Origin of the sequence: Kitasatospora sp. NPDC008050 (assembly GCF_042957465.1) — a bacterium.
Classification (GTDB): Bacteria; Actinomycetota; Actinomycetes; order Streptomycetales; family Streptomycetaceae; genus Kitasatospora.
Window position 1 is genome coordinate 77,242 of sequence record NZ_JBIBIJ010000016.1, and the last position, 16,657, is coordinate 93,898.

Annotated in this window: 10 protein-coding genes; 4 read left to right on the forward strand and 6 right to left on the reverse strand. The window is 74.3% G+C overall.

Features of this window, described 5'->3' with window-relative positions; all coding sequences use genetic code 11:
• Positions 1-59 precede the first annotated feature (59 nt).
• Together ACFZB9_RS27070 and ACFZB9_RS27075 are read left to right on the forward strand one after the other, a co-directional pair.
• Positions 60-2,567 (forward strand): SpoIIE family protein phosphatase, encoded by a 2,508-nt coding sequence (locus tag ACFZB9_RS27070; protein ID WP_391451336.1) that lies wholly within the window; start codon positions 60-62, stop codon positions 2,565-2,567.
• A 203-nt stretch (positions 2,568-2,770) separates the two neighbouring features.
• Positions 2,771-3,913 (forward strand): alpha-hydroxy acid oxidase, encoded by a 1,143-nt coding sequence (locus ACFZB9_RS27075; RefSeq protein WP_391451338.1) that lies wholly within the window; start codon positions 2,771-2,773, stop codon positions 3,911-3,913.
• 12 nt (positions 3,914-3,925) lie between these two features.
• On the opposite strand, the gene ACFZB9_RS27080 is transcribed toward ACFZB9_RS27075, so the two are convergent.
• Together ACFZB9_RS27080 and ACFZB9_RS27085 are read right to left on the reverse strand one after the other, a co-directional pair.
• Positions 3,926-4,351, reverse strand: coding sequence for a hypothetical protein (locus ACFZB9_RS27080; RefSeq protein WP_391451340.1), 426 nt, complete (start codon positions 4,349-4,351; stop codon positions 3,926-3,928).
• 108 nt (positions 4,352-4,459) lie between these two features.
• A complete protein-coding gene (locus ACFZB9_RS27085; RefSeq protein ID WP_391451341.1) occupies positions 4,460-5,287 on the reverse strand; it encodes a Mut7-C RNAse domain-containing protein in 828 nt (275 codons plus the stop codon).
• A gap of 189 nt (positions 5,288-5,476) precedes the next feature.
• Between ACFZB9_RS27085 and ACFZB9_RS27090 the strand changes: the two genes are divergently transcribed.
• A complete protein-coding gene (locus ACFZB9_RS27090) occupies positions 5,477-6,133 on the forward strand; it encodes an NAD(P)H-binding protein (protein ID WP_391451342.1) in 657 nt (218 codons plus the stop codon).
• Between the two features lie 34 nt (positions 6,134-6,167).
• Here ACFZB9_RS27090 and ACFZB9_RS27095 read toward each other — a convergent pair whose 3' ends face one another.
• Positions 6,168-6,845 (reverse strand): DUF5825 family protein, encoded by a 678-nt coding sequence (locus tag ACFZB9_RS27095; protein ID WP_391451344.1) that lies wholly within the window; start codon positions 6,843-6,845, stop codon positions 6,168-6,170.
• 43 nt (positions 6,846-6,888) lie between these two features.
• The gene (locus ACFZB9_RS27100) at positions 6,889-8,805 is read right to left on the reverse strand and encodes a RiPP maturation radical SAM C-methyltransferase (RefSeq protein WP_391451345.1); all 1,917 of its coding nucleotides are present in this window, start codon (positions 8,803-8,805) and stop codon (positions 6,889-6,891) included.
• Between the two features lie 421 nt (positions 8,806-9,226).
• Between ACFZB9_RS27100 and ACFZB9_RS27105 the strand changes: the two genes are divergently transcribed.
• Complete coding sequence (locus ACFZB9_RS27105) at positions 9,227-10,996, forward strand: ABC transporter ATP-binding protein (protein WP_391451347.1); 1,770 nt, start codon at positions 9,227-9,229, stop codon at positions 10,994-10,996.
• Here the strand turns inward: ACFZB9_RS27105 and ACFZB9_RS27110 are convergent.
• Both ACFZB9_RS27110 and ACFZB9_RS27115 read right to left on the reverse strand, forming a co-directional pair.
• Complete coding sequence (locus ACFZB9_RS27110) at positions 10,924-13,308, reverse strand: LuxR C-terminal-related transcriptional regulator (protein ID WP_391451349.1); 2,385 nt, start codon at positions 13,306-13,308, stop codon at positions 10,924-10,926. The two genes, ACFZB9_RS27105 and ACFZB9_RS27110, sit on opposite strands and share 73 nt — an antisense overlap.
• Positions 13,309-13,507: 199 nt before the next feature.
• Entirely contained in the window at positions 13,508-16,555 is a 3,048-nt protein-coding gene (locus tag ACFZB9_RS27115) for a BTAD domain-containing putative transcriptional regulator (RefSeq protein ID WP_391451350.1), read from the reverse strand.
• Between the last annotated feature and the right edge of the window lie 102 nt (positions 16,556-16,657).

Below are 16,657 nucleotides of genomic sequence, written 5' to 3' on the forward strand. Positions count from 1 at the left end.
CCCCGCAGGTGGTGTCCGGTCACCGCCCGGAGCGCCGCAGCGCCGAAAAGGGAAGTCCGATGGAGGATGAGGAGAGAGCGCGACCGGGCGAGGTGGACGGCATGGACGACTCCCGCTTCCCGTTCCTCGACGGCGTGGCAGGGGTACTGGTCGACGGCGGCGGCAGGATCATGGACTGCACGGCGGCCGCCGAGACGCTGCTGTCCATCCCGGCGGGCGTGCTGCGCGGGCGCCGGGTCCGCGACCTGCTGGCCGCACCGGTCGAGCCGGCCGGACCGTCGAGTTCGGCCGGGCCGCAGGGGTACGCGCGGCGCGGCAGCATCTGGGCGGGGCGGGTCAGTGTCCACAGCGGCGACGGCCGGCTGCTCGCGCTGGAGGTCCGGCTGCTGGTGCTGCGCGGCGCGCCGTTCGGCGACCGGGTCCGCGACCGTTCCGCCGCGCAGTACATCGTCCTCGGCGCCCGGGCCAGCACCGCGGACCGCTGGCGCCAGGACCAGGCGTTCACCCGCGAGCTCTTCCTGCAGGACCGGCTCGGGCTGGTGGTCTTCGACCAGGACCTGCGGATCGTGCGGACCAACACCCATCTGCTGCCCTACTCCGGCATGCCGGTCACCCTCAACGGACGCAGGCTGGCCGACTTCCTGCAGCCGCAGGACGCCGCCGCCGTCGAGCAGCACCTGCGCGAGGTGATGGAGACCGGGCAGCCGCTGGTGCTGGCCGAGGAGCTGGCCAGGACGGTGGTGGATCCGCGCGGCGGCCGGATGATGGCGATCTCCGCGTTCCGGCTGCAAGCCTCCGACGGTGCGGTGATCGGCCTCACCGCGCTCTTCAACGACGTGACCGAGCAGTACCGGACCCGGCGGCGCCTGGAGCTGCTGCACCAGGCCACGGTGGCCACCGGGCGCTCGCTGTCGGTCACCGAGAGCGCCCAGCAGCTGGCCGAGGTACTGGTCGGCGACTTCGCGGACGTCGTGGTGGTGGAGGTGGCGCCCGCGGTCTTCACCGGTGAGGAGCCGGCCCCGGACCGCGACGGGCTGTTGCTGCTGCGCCGCACGGCCGTCGCCGGGCCGCCCGAGGCGGTGCCGGCCACCGGGGACAGCGTGCAGGTCGGCCCGGACGGGACCGAGGCGGCCGGGTCGGCCGCCGGCCTCGGCGAGCCCTGGCTGATCACCGCCCCGCTGATCGCCCGCGGCCTGCTGCTCGGCCGGATCGGGGTGCGCCGCGACCACTGGAAGGAGGCCTTCGAGGAGGAGGACCACACGCTGCTGCGCGAGATCGCCGCCCGCGCCGCGCTCGCGCTGGACAACGCCCGGCGCTACACCCGCGAGCACCGCGCCGCGATCGGCCTGCAGCGCAGCCTGCTGCCACCGGCCGTCCGCTCGGTCGCCGCGGTCAGCACCGCCAGCGTCTACCTGCCGACCGACACCGTGGGCGGCGTGGGCGGCGACTGGTTCGACGTCATCCCGCTCTCCTCGGCCCGGGTGGCACTGGTGGTCGGCGACGTCACCGGGCACGGCCTGCACGCCTCCGCCACCATGGGCCGGCTGCGCACCGCCGTGCGCACCCTGGCCGACCTGGACCTGGAGCCGGACGAACTGCTGGTCCACCTGGACGACCTGGTGGCCCAGCTGCTGGTGGAAGCGGCGCTGGCGGCCGACGGGGAGGTGGACCTGGAGGCCGAGGGGCTGGACCCGGGCCGCTACGGCGCCGGGGTCCAGGGCCACCACTGGGCGGACGGCGAGGAGGAACGGGCCGCCGCCCGGGCCGCCAGGCCGGAGCCCGGCTCGTTCGGCGGGACCTGCCTGTACGCGGTCTACGACCCCGTCGCCCGGACCTGCACGGTGGCCAGCGCCGGCCACCCGCCGCCCGCCGTCGCCTACCCGGACGGCAGCACCGAGTTCCTGCCGGTGGCGCCGGGACCGCCGCTGGGCGTGGGCGGCCTGCCCTTCGAGTCCACCAGGGTGGTGCTGGAACCGGGCAGTGTGCTCGCGCTCTACACCGACGGGCTGATCGAGCGCGGCGAGGGTGACATCGACAGCGGGATGGCCGAGCTGACCCGGCGGCTGGCCGCGGTCCGGGCCCAGGAGCTGCCGCTGCCGGAGGCCGGGCAGCGGATCATCGGCGGACTGGCGCCGACCCGGCTGCACGACGACGTGACGCTGCTGCTGGCCCGCACCAAGGTGGTGCCTTCGGCCGACACCGCCGTCTGGTCGGTCGAGCCCGACCCGGCGTCGGTCGGCCGGGTGCGCGAGGACGCCACCGAGAAGCTGGTCGCCTGGGGGCTGGAGGAGCTGGCCTTCACCACCGAGCTGGTGCTCAGCGAGCTGGTCACCAACGCGATCCGCTACGCCGGCGGCCCGGTGGTGGTGCGGCTGATCCGGGCGGACATGCTGACCTGCGAGGTCTCCGACGGCAGCAGCACCCAGCCGCGGATGCGCCGGGCCCGGCTGACCGACGAAGGCGGGCGCGGGCTCTACCTGGTGGCGCAGCTGACCAGCCGCTGGGGGAGCCGCTACACCGCCTCGGGCAAGACGATCTGGACCGAGCAGGAGCTGCCCGGTCGGTAGCCCCGGTCGGTGGCCCCGGTCGGTGGCCCCGGTCGGGCAGGGCGTGCGGCCGGGTCCTGGGGGGCTTGGCGTGGTGGGTGTGGGGCGGGCTTTCGCCGGGCGGCGGATCGGAGGAGAGTAGCGAGCTGACTCATCGTCAGATCCATTCGCATGCAGGATGATTGCTGCGGTGGACGGGGCAGGGATGGTGGACTGTGACGCAGATGCCGACGACAGGGCGGGTGCCGGCGCAGGGGAGCGAGCACGCACGGGAGCAGACGCTGGCGCGGCTGCTGACCGTGGCGGAGTACGAGGAGCCGGCGCGGGCCCGACTGCCCGCACCGGTCTGGGACTTCCTGGCCGGTGCCAGCGGTTCCGAGGCGCTGCCGCGGGCGGTGCGGCAGGCGCTGGACCGGGTCCGGCTGCGGCCCTCGGTGCTGGTCGACGTCGACCAGGTGGATCCGGGCGCCGAACTGCTCGGCGCCGAGCTGGCCATGCCGGTGGGCATCGCGCCGATGGCCTACCACCGGCTCTGCGACCCGCAGGGCGAGGTCGCCACCGCCCGGGCCGCCGGCGCGCGGGGCGCGCTCTTCATCGCCTCGATGTTCGCCAGCCGGACCCTGGAGGAGATCGCCGCGGCCGGCAGTGGCCCCTGCTGGCTCCAGCTCTACTGGCTGCGCCGCCGCGAGGCGCTGATCCAGCTGATCGCCAGGGCCGAGGCGGCCGGCTTCGGCGCGCTGGTGCTGACCGTCGACGCGCCCCGGGTGGCCCGGCGGCTGCGGGACGACCGCAATGCCTTCGCGCTGCCCGAGCACGTCCACGCGGTCAATCTGGACCCGGAGTTGATGACCGCCAGCCACGTCCGCCAGGACGGCCGGTCGGCCATCGTCCGGCACGCCCGGGAGCAGTTCGACGCCTCGGTCACCTGGTCCGACCTCGGCTGGCTGCGCCGGCAGACCTCGCTGCCGCTGGTCCTCAAGGGCATCCTGACCAGCGAGGACGCCCGGCGGGCGGTGGACGCCGGGGTGGCCGGCATCGTGGTCTCCAACCACGGCAGCCGCCAACTCGACGGCGCGATACCGGCGGTGACCGCACTGCCGGAGATCACGGCTGCCGTGCGCGGGCGCTGTGCGGTGCTGGTGGACGGCGAACTGCGCACCGGGGTCGATGTGTTGAAGATGCTGGCGCTGGGCGCGGACGCGGCACTGCTGGGCCGCCCCGCGCTGTGGGGGCTGGCGGTGGCGGGCGAGGCCGGGGTGAGCGCCCTGCTCGCGCTGCTGCGCGAGGAGTTGACGGAGGCGATGGCGCTGGCGGGGCGCCCGCGGCTGCGGGACGTGGACCGGGGCCTTGTCCGGGTGCTGACCTGACGGTGCGTCGGATCAGGCGCGGTCGGTGCGCGCGGTGCGGTGCACGCGCAGCGCCCAGCGCACCAGGGGGACCTGGAGCGGCAGGCGGGCGAGCGCCGCGGTGCGCAGCGGGAGCGGGCGCCCGCGCCAGTCGGCGGCCATCTTGACGTTGGCCGGGAAGACGGCGACGAAGAGTCCGGCGGCGGCCGGCGTCCCCAGCCGGCGGGTGCGCGGGGCGGCGACGGCCGCCCCGATCGCGAGCTCGGCCACCCCGCTCGCGTAGGTCCAGGCGCGCGGGTTGCCGGGCAGTGCGCGGGGCACCATGGCGTCGAGGGGGCGGGGCGCGACGAGGTGGGTGACGCCCGCGCCGATCAGCAGGCCGCCGAGCAGCCGCGGGGAGCGCTCGGACCGGGGGGAGGCCGAGGGCCGCGCGCCGGGTCGGGGCGGGGATGCGGGCACGGGTCACTCCACGATTCGGCGACCCGCCGCCGGGGCGGATCCCGGCGCCGGTTTCGTTACCGGAGAGTAGCTCCTGGTCCCGGTGAGCGGAAGCGCCGGGCGGAAGCGTCAGCCGGCTGTGGTCGCGGTCGGGGTCGGGGCCGTACTCGGGCGCGGGCCGGGCTCCGGCCGGTGGCCGAACTCGCCCAGCGCCTCGTCCACGATCGCGGTCAGCCGGGCGTGGTGCGCGCCGCGCCAGTAGACCTGCCCGCAGTCCGCGCACCGTGCGAAGGCGTCGTAGGAGCGCTCCGTCCCGTCCTCCAGCTGCTCCTGCACGGCGGCCTTCGCCGCCTGCCGCAGCTCCCCGTTGCAGCTCGTGCACCTGGTCCACGGGGCCAGCGGCGGCGCGAACCGGGACAGCACGTCGCGCAACTGCTCGTCCGGGCGGTGGCTGTAGACGTACCCGCCGACCCACAGCTCGCGCCGCCGCAGCAGGCCCCGGTCGCGGGAGAGCAGCACCCGCTGCTCGGCGGCGGAGCGGGCGGCGAGCGCGGCATCGCCGATGTCGGGATTCTCGTAGGCCGCGTCGATCCCCAGCAGCCGCAGCCGGCGGGCCAGGGTGCCGAGGTGGACGTCGAGCAGGAAGCGGGGCGGGCCGGGCAGCGGTTGCGGCCGGGGCACGCCGTGCACCGTGATCTGCTCGCCGTGCCGGGGCAGGTGCCCGGCGGGCACCGGGTGTCCGTCGGCCAGCAGCTCGCCGACCTCGGTCAGCGGCACGCCGAGCGACTCCACCAGGTGTCCGAGGGTGGCGGCGCCGTCGGTGCGCACCACCGAGCGGCCGGTCCGGCGTGCCGCGGGGAGGAACACGCGCAACTCGTCGGCCACCTCGACCCGGACCTCGGGTTGCTCGACGGCAGTGGTGGTCGCCACGGGCTCGATCTTCTCGCTGTGCTCCACACCGCCCAGCATGCCAGCGCCGGGGCGGGCGGGGCCAACGGGTTTCCGGCGTGCCGCCGGCGCGGTCGGCCGCCGCGCCGCGCGGGGGCCGGTCGATGCCCCTGACCGGGGGAGCCGGCCGGGCGCCACCCGGTGCTGACACGGCATCAGATCCCGGCTGTGGCGCGCTCGCCCGCTAACGTGGCCGCCATGCGTATCGTCATCGCCGGAGGCCATGGTCAGATCGCGCTCCACCTGGAGCGGCTGCTCGCCGAGCGCGGGGATCGGCCGGTGGGCCTGATCCGCCGTCCCGAGCAGGCCGCCGACCTGCGGGAGCGCGGCGCCGAGCCGGTCCTGCTCGACCTGGAGACCGCGGACCGCGGGCAGGTCGCCCAGGTCCTCGCCGGCGCCGACGCGGTGGTCTTCGCCGCCGGTGCGGGGGCGGGCAGCGGTGCCGAGCGCAAGGACACGGTCGACCGGGGGGCCGCCGTCCTGCTGGCCGACGGTGCCGAGCAGGCGGGGGTGCGGCGCTATGTGATGCTCTCCTCGATGGGTGCCGACGCCCGGGCCGGGGACGGCGCGGACCCCGTCTTCGGCGCCTACCTGCGGGCCAAGGGCGCGGCCGACGACGACCTGCGCGCTCGCCCGGGCCTGGACTGGACGGTGCTGCGCCCCGGCCGGCTGACCGACGATGCACCCACCGGGCTGGTCCGGTTGGCTGATTCGACCGGCCGTGGCGCGGTCCCGCGCGCCGACGTGGCCGCCGTCATCGCCGCGCTGCTGGCCGACCCGGCACCACTGGTGGGACGCACGGTGGAGCTGGTGTCGGGTCAGTCGGCCGTGGCACAGGCCGTCGCCACCGCCTGACGCCGGGCGCGGCCGCTGGGCCCACCGGCTGGGCTCACAGCACGATCGGCGCGTGCGCCCAGCGCCGGACCCGGTAGGGGAGCCACCAGACCAGCTCACCCACCTGACCGACCAACTGCTCGCCCCGCAGATCGGCCAGGACGGCAGCGGGCAGCTCGCTCTGCGGGGCGCCGTCCACCAGGCGCTCGATGACCTCCTGGTACTGCGGCTCGTCGACGGTGAAGCGGCGCAGTTCGCCCCAGCGGCGGTCGCGGATCTGGATGAACCCCGGGCCCTTGCGCCACAGGCACTTGCCGATGTGGTGGGTGTCGGTCCACAGCCGCAGTGCTGGGTCGGTGTCGGCCAGGCCGAGCAGCGTGGTCGGCGGCTGGAGGTGGCTGAGCTCCTCCCAGGCGTCGGCCCATGGACCCGGCCGGAGCGCCCAGTCCACCTGGACGGCGTGCGCGGTCAGGTCCCGGATCAGGCACAGTTGGTGGACGGTCCGGGCGGCCGCGGCCGGGTCGGTCCCGTCGAGGTCCACTGTGCCGGGGATCGCCACCCGGCGGGCGCCGAGGTCCCAGAGCCGCTGGGCGGCGGGCCCGCTCGGGCCCTCGGCCCCGACGGTGCCGAGGGACATCGACGGCAGGTCCAGCGTGACCGGCTCGACGTCACGCCAGGCCCGTACCGTCACGGTGGCCGGTCGCGGCGGCGCGGTGGGTGCCACGGTGTTCATCAAGTCTCCTGCTGGTGTTGGGGTCTGTCCGAGCGGGGTACGGTCAGGCCGGTACCTGTTCGCGCGGGGCCGCCGGCCGGTCCTCGGCCTCCTGGCGGGCCCGCCGGTAACCGAGCCTGAGCAGTTCCTGGTTGACGGCCGGCGGTGCGACCTGGACGTACTGGCCGTTGTCGGTGAAGACCAGGCCCTGGGCCGACCAGCGGTCGAGCAGCGCCTGGACGGTCGCCAGGTCCACCTCCGCGCAGCCCGGCCGGGCTGCGATCTTGCGGGCCAGGGCGGCGGGCGCGTGCGGCTGGTCGAGCAGCCGGAAGGCGGCCAGCTCCAGCGGGTCGGACAGCTCCAGGACGGTCCAGTCGAAGGCCCGGCGCCTGCTCACCAGGACGATCTGTTCGCCGAGGTCGGTATGGGTCAGCCGGCTGGCCGCGTGGTTCTGCTGCCAGCCGGCCAGCGCCTCGTTCAGCCGGGCCACCGTCTCCTCGCCGATGCCGCGCGGCGGAACGTCGAAGATGTAGGCGAGATCGAGCAGTTCGTCCTCCGGCAGGTCGTAGACCACCCGGTAGGGGAGGGCCGGGCGCAGCTCGGAGAAGCCGAGCTCGGGCCGGTTGAAGTACGGGCTGAACCGCTCGATGGCGATCCGGGCGGACAGGTCGCCGGGCGGGTCGAGGTGCTCCAGCGCCGGGAGTTGGCCGATCACCGCGTCGTAGTCCCGGTCCTGCTCGCCAGGGAAGCCGTGCAGGTAGTTCCAGGCCACCGAGAGGCCGGCGGCCGAACCGTCGCGCAGCATCCGGACGTTCTGGCAACCGCTGACGCCCTTGTCCATCAGGTCCAGCACCCGGTTGTTGAGGCTCTCGATGCCGGGCTGCACGTAGATGAGCCCCGCGTCGGCCAGCGTCCGCAGCTGGGCCTGCCGCATGTTGGCCTTGATCTCGATGTGCAGCCGCAGGTCGTAGCCGGTCTCGATCAGGCGGGGCAGCACGGTGGTCAGGTAACCCATGTCGAGGATGTTGTCGACCACGAACATGTCCAGCACCTGGTGCTCGCGGGCGAGTTCGACGATCTCCGTGAAGAAGTCGTCCGGGTGCTTGCTGCGGAACCGCATCGAGGAGCCGTTGAGGCCGCAGAAGGTGCAGTGGTGCTTCTCGCCCCACCAGCAGCCGCGGGCCCCCTCCACCACCAGCTTCGGCTCGGTCCAGGTCCGCGCGTGCGAGGCGGCGAGCCGTTCGAAGTAGCCGCGGTAGTCGGGGCGGAGGATCGCCGCCGGCGGCAGCGGGGTGGCGCTGATCGGGTTGGCCCGCGGGCCGGACCCGTCGCGCCAGCACAGGCTGGGCACCTTGGCGAGGTCCTGGCCGGAGGTCAGCGCGTTGAGCAGCTGTGGGAAGGCCACCTCCCCCTCACCGCGGATCACGTGGTCGACGAAGGGGAAGTTGCGGTGCATCGCCTCGCCCTGCGCGCCGTCGCAGTTCGCGCCGCCCAGCACGGTCACGATCCGCGGCGCCAGCCGCTTGACGTACTTGGCGGCGGCGAGCGCCGCGATGTTCTGCTGGAAGGTGGAGGTGAAGCCGACCACGTCGGGTGCCGCGGCGACGATGGCCTCGGCGATCTCCTGGACGAACCGCGGTGCCTGCCGGTGCAGTTCGATGGCCTGGCGCAGCCGGTCCTCGTCCAGGTGGGTGCCGAGCAGCTCGGTGAACTCGGCCTCGCGCCACCGCGGGTCGTCGTAGAGCGCGGAGGAGAAGACCCAGTCCCCGCAGCCGAGGAAGTAGGAGTCGAGCGAGTAGTACTCGTAGTCGCCGAGGGCGAACTCCCCCTGCCGGGCCAGCCAGTCGACGTATTCCAGGTTGGCGTGCAGCACCTCCGCCTGCCCGTCGGTCTTCTCGTCGACGGCCCGTTTGAGAATGCCCAGTGCCAGCGACGGCACATCGATCGGTGACCAGGGCATGTTGACCAGGAGCACGCGCACGGTGGTCCTCTCCTCTCCTTCTTCTTCGCGGGCGGCCGGCCGCCCCGGCAGCGGTGCCCGGGACGACCGGCGGTGGATGCCCAGGTCAGCTCATCAGGCCGGCGTGAGGGCGCGGAGCGTGATCGGGATCCGAACGGTGACTCCGATCGGCGGCATCTTGATGTGCGGCTCGGCAGCGGACAGCTTGTCGCCCTTGATGACGTCCTTCTTCATGGGTGCTACCTCCTTCAGGATCTTCGTGACGGCCACCGGTCCCTCCGGCGCGCCGCCTTCAGGAGACCAAGGGGCCGGTGGCCGGGGACAGAGCAGGAATCTGGCAGCAGTCCCTGGCAGGACCTGTTCCCTGCCAGGCGGATTCCTGTCATGGCGGGCGGGCCGGCGGGCTCCCTAGCGTGGCGCTCCCGCCTACCGAAGGAGTCCGATGTCCGCTGCTGCTGTCGGCGGCCCGCCGGGGGTGAGCCCGCTGCGCGCCGTGCTGCGCCGTCACGGTGTGCAGGTCGGCCTCGCGTTGGTCCTGCTGCTGGTCTCGGTGGCCGCCTCGCTGACGGTTCCGCTGACCGTGCGCGACCTGGTCGAGGACCTCGGCCGGCACCGTTCGGCCATGACCGACGCGCTGGCGCTGGTGGTACTCGCGCTCCTCGCCGCGCTGGCCGCCGCCTGGGGCTCCTTCGTGCTGGGCCGGATCGGCGAGCTGACCGTGCTGGAGACCCGGGGGCGGCTGATGCGGCACGTGCTGCGGATGCCGGTGCTCCAGGTGCGCCGGATCGGGGCCGGGGACCTCACCAACCGGGTCACCGCCGACGCCGCGCAGCTGCGCACCATGCTCGACGTGGGCGTCACCGCGCTGCCCGCCTCGGCCGTCACGGCCGTGTTGACGCTGGTCATCATGGGGCTGATCGATCCGGTGCTGCTGCTCATCGTGGTCGCCACCTTCGCGGTGGCCGGCGGCGTGATCGCGGTCTTCGTGCGCAGCGCGCGCAGCGGCTCGCTGGCCCAGCAGGAGGCGCTGGGCACGCTGGCACAGGGCTTCAACTCGGCGCTCGGGGCGCTGGCCGCGGTGAAGGCCAACCGCGCCGAGGGGCCGATCGGCGACCTGGTGACGGGCACGGCCACCACCGCGACCGACGCCGCCGTGGCGGCCGACCGGCGGCTGGCGTTCATCACCCCGGTGATGGGCCTGGGCCAGCAGATCGCGATCGTCGGGGTACTGGCCGGCAGCGGCGCCCGGCTGGCCTCGGGCAGCCTCAGCGCGGCGGACTTCGTGGCCTTCATGATGTACCTGTTCCAACTGGTCACCCCGCTCACCGTGCTGGCCACCGGATTCGGCCGGCTGCAGACGGGCATGGCGGCCGGGGTGCGGGTCCGGGAGGTGCTGGACCTGCCGGCGGAGGATCCCGGCCCGGCCCAGGAACCGGACCCGGACCGTCACGCCCCCGCCCTGCGGCTGCGCAACCTGGCCGGCGGCTACGGCGGTGACCGGGTGCTGCACGGCGTCAGCTTCGAGGTCGCCCAGCGCGGCCTGACCGCCCTGGTGGGCCCCTCGGGAGCCGGCAAGTCGACCGTTCTCGGCATGCTGGAACGGCTGTTGCTGCCCGAGCGGGGCAGCGCCGAGCTGCACGGGGTGGACCTGGCCGAGTGGCCGCTGCGCGTGCTGCGCCGCCGGATCGCCTACGTGGACCAGGAGTTCACGCTGCTGGAGGCCACCGTCCGGGAGAATCTGCTGCTGGGCCGCCAGGGCGGCCACACCGAGGACGAGTTGCTCGGTGCACTCGCCCAGGTCGGGTTGGAGCAGCAGATCGCCGCACTGCCGCAGGGCCTGGACACCCGGCTCGCCGGTGCCGTCGACCTCTCCGGCGGCCAGCGCCAGCGGCTGGCCCTGGCCCGGGCGCTGCTCTCGGAGGCCGATGTGCTGCTGCTGGACGAGCCGAGCTCCCAGCTCGACGGTGTGAACGAGGAGTTGCTGCGGCAGGCGGTCGACCGACTGGCCGTCGACCGGGCCGTGGTGGTGGTCGCCCACCGCCTGTCCACCGTGCGGCACGCCGACCAGATCGTCTTCCTCCAGGACGGGCGGGTCCACGGTGCCGGTACGCACGACCAGTTGGTGGCCGACTGCCTCGGCTACCGGGCACTGGTGGCGGGCCAGAGCGGCGGGTCGGCCCGGGCGGCGGGGCCGCTGGGCTCACCGGTGTGAACCCAGCGCGCCACCTGGGCGCGGGAGCCACAGCCGAGTCGCTTCATGATCTCCCGCATGTGGTTCACCACCGTCCACTCCGAGATCAGCAGGTGGCGGGCGATCTGCCGGTTGCCCAGCCCGTCCGCCACCAGCAGCGCGACCTGGTGCTGACGCAGCGTCAGGACATCACTGCCGTCCGGCCGTCGGGCTGCGGTGACGGCGGCGGGGTGCGCGCTCCGGGCACGGTGGCCCGCCGAGCGGCAGCACTGGAGCGCCGGTTCCTCCAGCAGGAGCGCCAACGGGACTGCGGCCCCCGCACGTTGCGCCTCGTCGAACTCCCGCTCGCTGAGCGCCGACCGGTAGCGCCGCTCGATCCGGCTGACCGCCAGGTCGGGCTCGGCGGGCGCGCCCAGGCAGGCCTGGCGGGCGGCGTGGAAGCCGGCCAGCACCCGCACGGCGCTGCGCGCCCGTACCTCGCCCGCCGGCAGCAGCGGACTTGCCGCGATCGCGAGGAAGGCACCGAGGACGGCGGGCGCGCCGAGGGTGCGCAGCGTGGCCATCGCCCGCTGCCGGCAGTCCTGCGCGGCGGCCGAGTCGCCCGCCGCCGCGAGGAAGAGGCTCAGGTGCAGCAGGGCGCCGCCCGCGCCCACGAGGTCCTGCCGGCGCAGGGCGTCCGGCAGGACCTGGCGGACCGCCTCGATGGCCCCGGTGCTGTCACCGCTCAGGAACCGGGCCAGGGCCGCCTCCAGTCGGATCCGGGCGGCGCCGCGCGCCGCCCCCTCGGCGGCCCCGTCCCGCGCCGCGCACCGGAGTGCGTGCTCCGCCGCGTGCTCCAGCAGCGCCAGACCCGCGGTGGCGTCGCGCCAGAACTCGCGGAGCCCGCACAGGCGCAGCCATCGTGCGCCGAACGGACCGGCCGGCGCTCCGGCCGCCGCCCCGGTCGCCACCGCCTGGTCGAGCAGCTCCTGCAGGCCGTCGGCCTCGCCCTCGTGCAGACAGGCCTCGGCCAGCAGCAGGGCCAGCCGGTCCCGCTCGCCCGGTGGGCAGGCGGTGGCGAGCATGCGCAGCTGCCCGGCCGTCGCGAGCTCGCTCCCGGTGGCGTCGGCGTAGCCCCGGGTGTCCTCGATCAGGTCGAGTGCCTCGCTGGTCAGCCCCGCGGCGAGCAGGGTGTCGAGCGCGGTGCGCAGGTTGCGCTCCTCGCAGTGCAGCGCGGCCAGCGCGCTCTGCTGGGCCCCCTCCTCGATCCGCCGCGCGGCCGCCCGGGCCAGCCGCGCGTAGTAGCGGGAGTGGGCCAGGCGCGCCACCGGCCAGTCGACGCCGGCCTCGCGCGGATCTCCGGCCTCGCGCGGATCGGGGTACGGCTGCGCGGGGACGTCGAGCGGCAGGTGCAGGCGCACCTGGGTCAGTCCGCTCAGGCGCCCGGACGGCAGGCCGGAGAGCGCGAGCAGCTGCGCGTCGACCAGGGTCTGCAGCGCCACGGTGAACTCCTCCACGGGCACACCGGCCACCTGGCGCAGCGCCTCCGCGCCGAACCCGCCGGTGAACAGCACCGTGTGGGCGAGCAGCCGATGCTCGGTCCCCGCGAGCTGCGGGGCCGGTCCGCGGGCCTCGCGCCGCCGGTAGGCGTTGAGCAGCCGGACGAGCTCGGGACCCTCGGGCCCGGCGCGCCGCTCCAGCATCGCGGTGAGGACCTCGGGCCCCTCCAGCCCCGCCACCCGGGCCGCCAGCACCAGGGCGCCGGGGATCCCGCGCAGGTCCACACAGATCTGGGCGATCTGGTGCTGGTTGTGCCGCTCGATCCGGAAGTCCGGGTTCAACTCCCGTACGCGGGAGGCATACAGATGCACCGAGGGGACCTGGCGGAACTCCTCCAGCGCTGCCCCCGAGCAGTCGGCGGGCACCGGGAGCGGGGCGACCGGGTGGCCGGTCAGGTCACCCGCCGCGGGACGACGCCGCCCGGTGGCAAGGACCTTGACGCCGCCGGCCCGCGCCGCGGCCAGGACCGCGTGGCACCCCTCGGGATCCAGCTCGTCGATCCCGTCCATCAGTGCCAGCCGCTCGGCACCGGGCGGGTGCAACGGCTGGGCCGGGCGAGGTAACAGGGCGCCCAGCTCCGGCGCCGGGCCCGGGAAGGCCGCGCCGACCACCACTCCGCCGGTGCGCCGCCAGTCGTCGGCGACCGCCTGTGCCAGCCGGCTCTTGCCCACGCCCGGCGGGCCGTAGAGCACGACGCCGCCCCCGGAGTCGGCCAGCAGCGAGCGGACGGCGGCCACCGCGTCGCAGACGGTGCTGACCGGGCGTACCGGCAGAACTTTCCGAGTACTCGTCACGACTTCCCCCCAGGCACCTGAGCAAGGCTGCGGCGGGACGGAGCGGCGCGGGAAGTCGAGCCTTCGCCATTCATTCCAGCTGCTTGGCTCAGCTTTGCCGCACACATCAGCTCTGTCAATGAGTCGGCGACAGCGCTCTCACGGGATGCTCACGGGATGCCGGGAGCAGGGGGTGCTCCGGGTGGGATCGTGCCTGCGGTCACCTGCGTGCAACGGCGCGGCGCGGCGGCTCCTCCGATGGGAGACCCTCGCAGCCGAGTCGGGCGCGGACCGTTTCGAGTTGGGAGGTCGCGTTCAGTTCGGTGTACAGGGCGGCGCTCTGCTCCCATTGCTCCTGGGCCAGGCCGGGATCGCCCATCGCCTGGTAGTCGTCGCCGATCCGCAGGTGGCAGCCGGCCAGTTCGAACCGGTCGCCGATCGCGGCGCAGATCTCGCGGGCCTGGTGGTGGCGGGCGAGCGCCCGGGCGGGGTCCGTCGCGCGTTCGATGTCGCCGAGGCCGTTGAGTGCGAACAGCTGGCGGGTGCGGTCGCCGGCGTTGGTGGCTATCGCCAGGGCCTGGTGCAGCACCTGTGCGGCCTCGGCGGGCCGGTCGAGGTGGTGCAGCGTCATGCCGAGGTTGGCCAGGGCCCTTCCTTCGGTGAGGTGATCGCCGACCTCCCGGGCCAGGGCGAGGGCCTGACGGTGGTACCGCGCCGCCTGCTCGAAGTCCTTCGTCCGCTCGCAGACGGCGCCGATGTTGTTCAGCACGATCACCTGGCCCGCGCGGTCGCCCGCCGCTTCGTAGGCGGCCATCGCCCAGGTGAAGTGGTCGATCGCCTCCTGGTGGCGGCTGAGTTGGGCGTAGGTCGCGCCGAGGTTGGTCAGCACCCGGCGCTCTCCGGCCTGGTCCTCGATGTTCCGGAAGACGAGGAGCGCGGCCTGGAAGCAGTCGATGGCATCCGGGTAGCGGCCCAGCAGCCAGTACGACCCCGCCAGGTTCGTCTGGGCGGTGGCGTGCCCGGCCAAGTCGCCGGTGGCCGTGGTGGCTTCGGCGGCAGCGGTGTGGAGAGTCAGGGACGTGCTGTAGTGGCCGTAGTGGTCCAGGTACCGGGCGAGGATGCCGGAGAGGTCGCTGCTGTGCCGGTTGGTGGCCGCGACGGGGTGCGTGCCTGCGGTGATCAGGTTGGTCAGCTCGGTGTCGAGCCAGATCCGGGCGCTCTCCTCGCCGCGCAGCGGGTCGGTGGGCGTGGCGGGCTTGGGGGGATGCGGGCGCCGGTGCGACTCGTGGGGGTAGAGGATGTCCGCCGCTGCCGCGGCGGTGTGGCTGTAGTAGTCGAAGAGCCGTTCCAGCGCGGCCTGCCCGGTGGCGTCGGATTCCTCGCAGCGGGCGAGACCGTGGGCGTGCTGGCGCAGCAGGTCGTGGAACGTGTAGCGGCCGGGGGACCGCTCGATGAGCAGGTGGTGGTCGTGGAGTTCCTCGACGAGGTCCTCGGTCTCGGTCAGCGGCAGATCGGCGAGGGCCGCCAGGGCGTACGCGGAGAAGTCGTCGCCGGGGTGCAGTCCCGCGAGGCGGAAGAGCCGCTGCTGGTCGGGGGCCAGGGCGTCGTAGGACACGGCGAAGGCGGCGGCGACGCTCTGGTCCTGCGTCCTGAGTTCGGTGGGCAGGCTGATCCGGTCCCGGAGCCGGGCGAGGAGGTGGGAGGGGGTCCAGGCGCCACGGTGCGCCAGGCGCGCGGCGGTGATGCGGATGGCGAGGGGCAGGTATCCGCAGAGCCTGACGATGTCGGCGACGGCGTCCTGCTGACCGACGATCCGGTCCGGGCCGCAGACCTGGCCGAACAGGGCGGCAGCCGTGTCCGGCTCCAGAACGTCCAGCGAGAGCGCACCGGCCCCGGCGAGAGCGGGCATGCGGCGCCGCGAGGTGACGAGGACCAGGCTGCCGGGGGAGCCGGGGAGCAGGGGCCGGACCTGTGCGGCGTCGACGGCGTTGTCCAGGACGATCAGGAGGCGATGCTCGGCGGCCACGCTGCGCCACAGCAGTGCGCGCTCCTCGGGGTCCGCGGGAAGCGCGTCCTCGCTCACCCCGACGGCGCGCAGCAGCCGGGCCAACGCGGTGCCGGGCTCCAGCGGGGTCTGGCCCGGGGTGAAGCCGTGCAGGTCGATGAAGACCTGGCCGTCGGCGTACTGATCGGCCAGGGTGTGGGCGACGTGGACGGCCAGCGCGGTCTTGCCGACCCCGGCCATCCCGTCGATCGCGGAAATCACGACGGCGCTCGTCGCCGGGGCGGCCGCGGCCGCCAGCAGGCGATCCGTTTCCGGGCCACGGCCGGTGAAGTCGGCCACGTCTCGCGGGAGGCTGTTGCGGGGCGGGTACCTGACCGGGGCATCCTTGGCCGTCTCGGTCCTCGATGCCCCGGAGCCCGGCCGGTTGCCGCCGTGTCCACTGCCCGCCGTCCGGCCCGGTGCCCTCTCGCGGCTCTCGGACTGCTCCACCGACGCGAGCAGCGAGGGGTCCGCGGCGAGGATCCGCAGGTGGAGATCGGCGACCTGCGCCGAGGGCTCGACCCCGAGTTCCGCGACCAGACGCTTGCGCAGCTCCTGGTAGACCGCGAGAGCCTCGGCCTGGCGATCGGCACCGTACAGCGCCAGCATCAGCTGCCCGTGCAGCGCCTCCCGCAGCGGGTGGGCCCGCGTGAGCCCGCGAAGTTCGGCGACCAGCTCGCGATGCCGTCCCAGCCTCAGGTCCGCGTCGACACGGTCCTGCCAGGCCGTCATGCGGGTCTCGTCGAGCTGGTGAGCCCTCGCGGCGCCCTCCACACAAGGTGCCAGGTCGGCGAAGGGCTCGCCGCGCCACAGGTCCAGTGCGGTGCTCAGAGTCCGCCGCGCCGTCGCGATCTCACCCACACGCAACTGCTCCGCGCCGAGCCGGCACTCCTCCAGGAACACCTCCACGTCCAGCTCACCAGGGTTCGTGGTGATGAGATAGCCCGGCGCGACGGTACGCAGCCTCAGCCCCGTGTCGTCACCGAGCATCCGTCGCAGGCGCAGGATGTGATTGCGCAGCGACGCGATGGCGGTGGACGGACGGTCCTCGCCCCACACCGCCGACGCCAGTTGCTCCGCCGACACCACGCGGTTCGCGTTCACCAGCAGCATCACCAGCACGGCGCGCGGAGCGCCCGAGGGCAATACCGCCTTGCCGTCCGGGAGGATGACATTCACTGGCCCCAGCAGGTTGAAGCGCACGGGGGCAGGACGCTCGCTCATCGCTCCCGCTCCAAGATCACGAAATGTTGCGGTGATCTTACAGTCGACCGAAGCACCGCGGACAACGTCCTGGGCGCCGGCCGACCCGCCACGGTGTGCGGG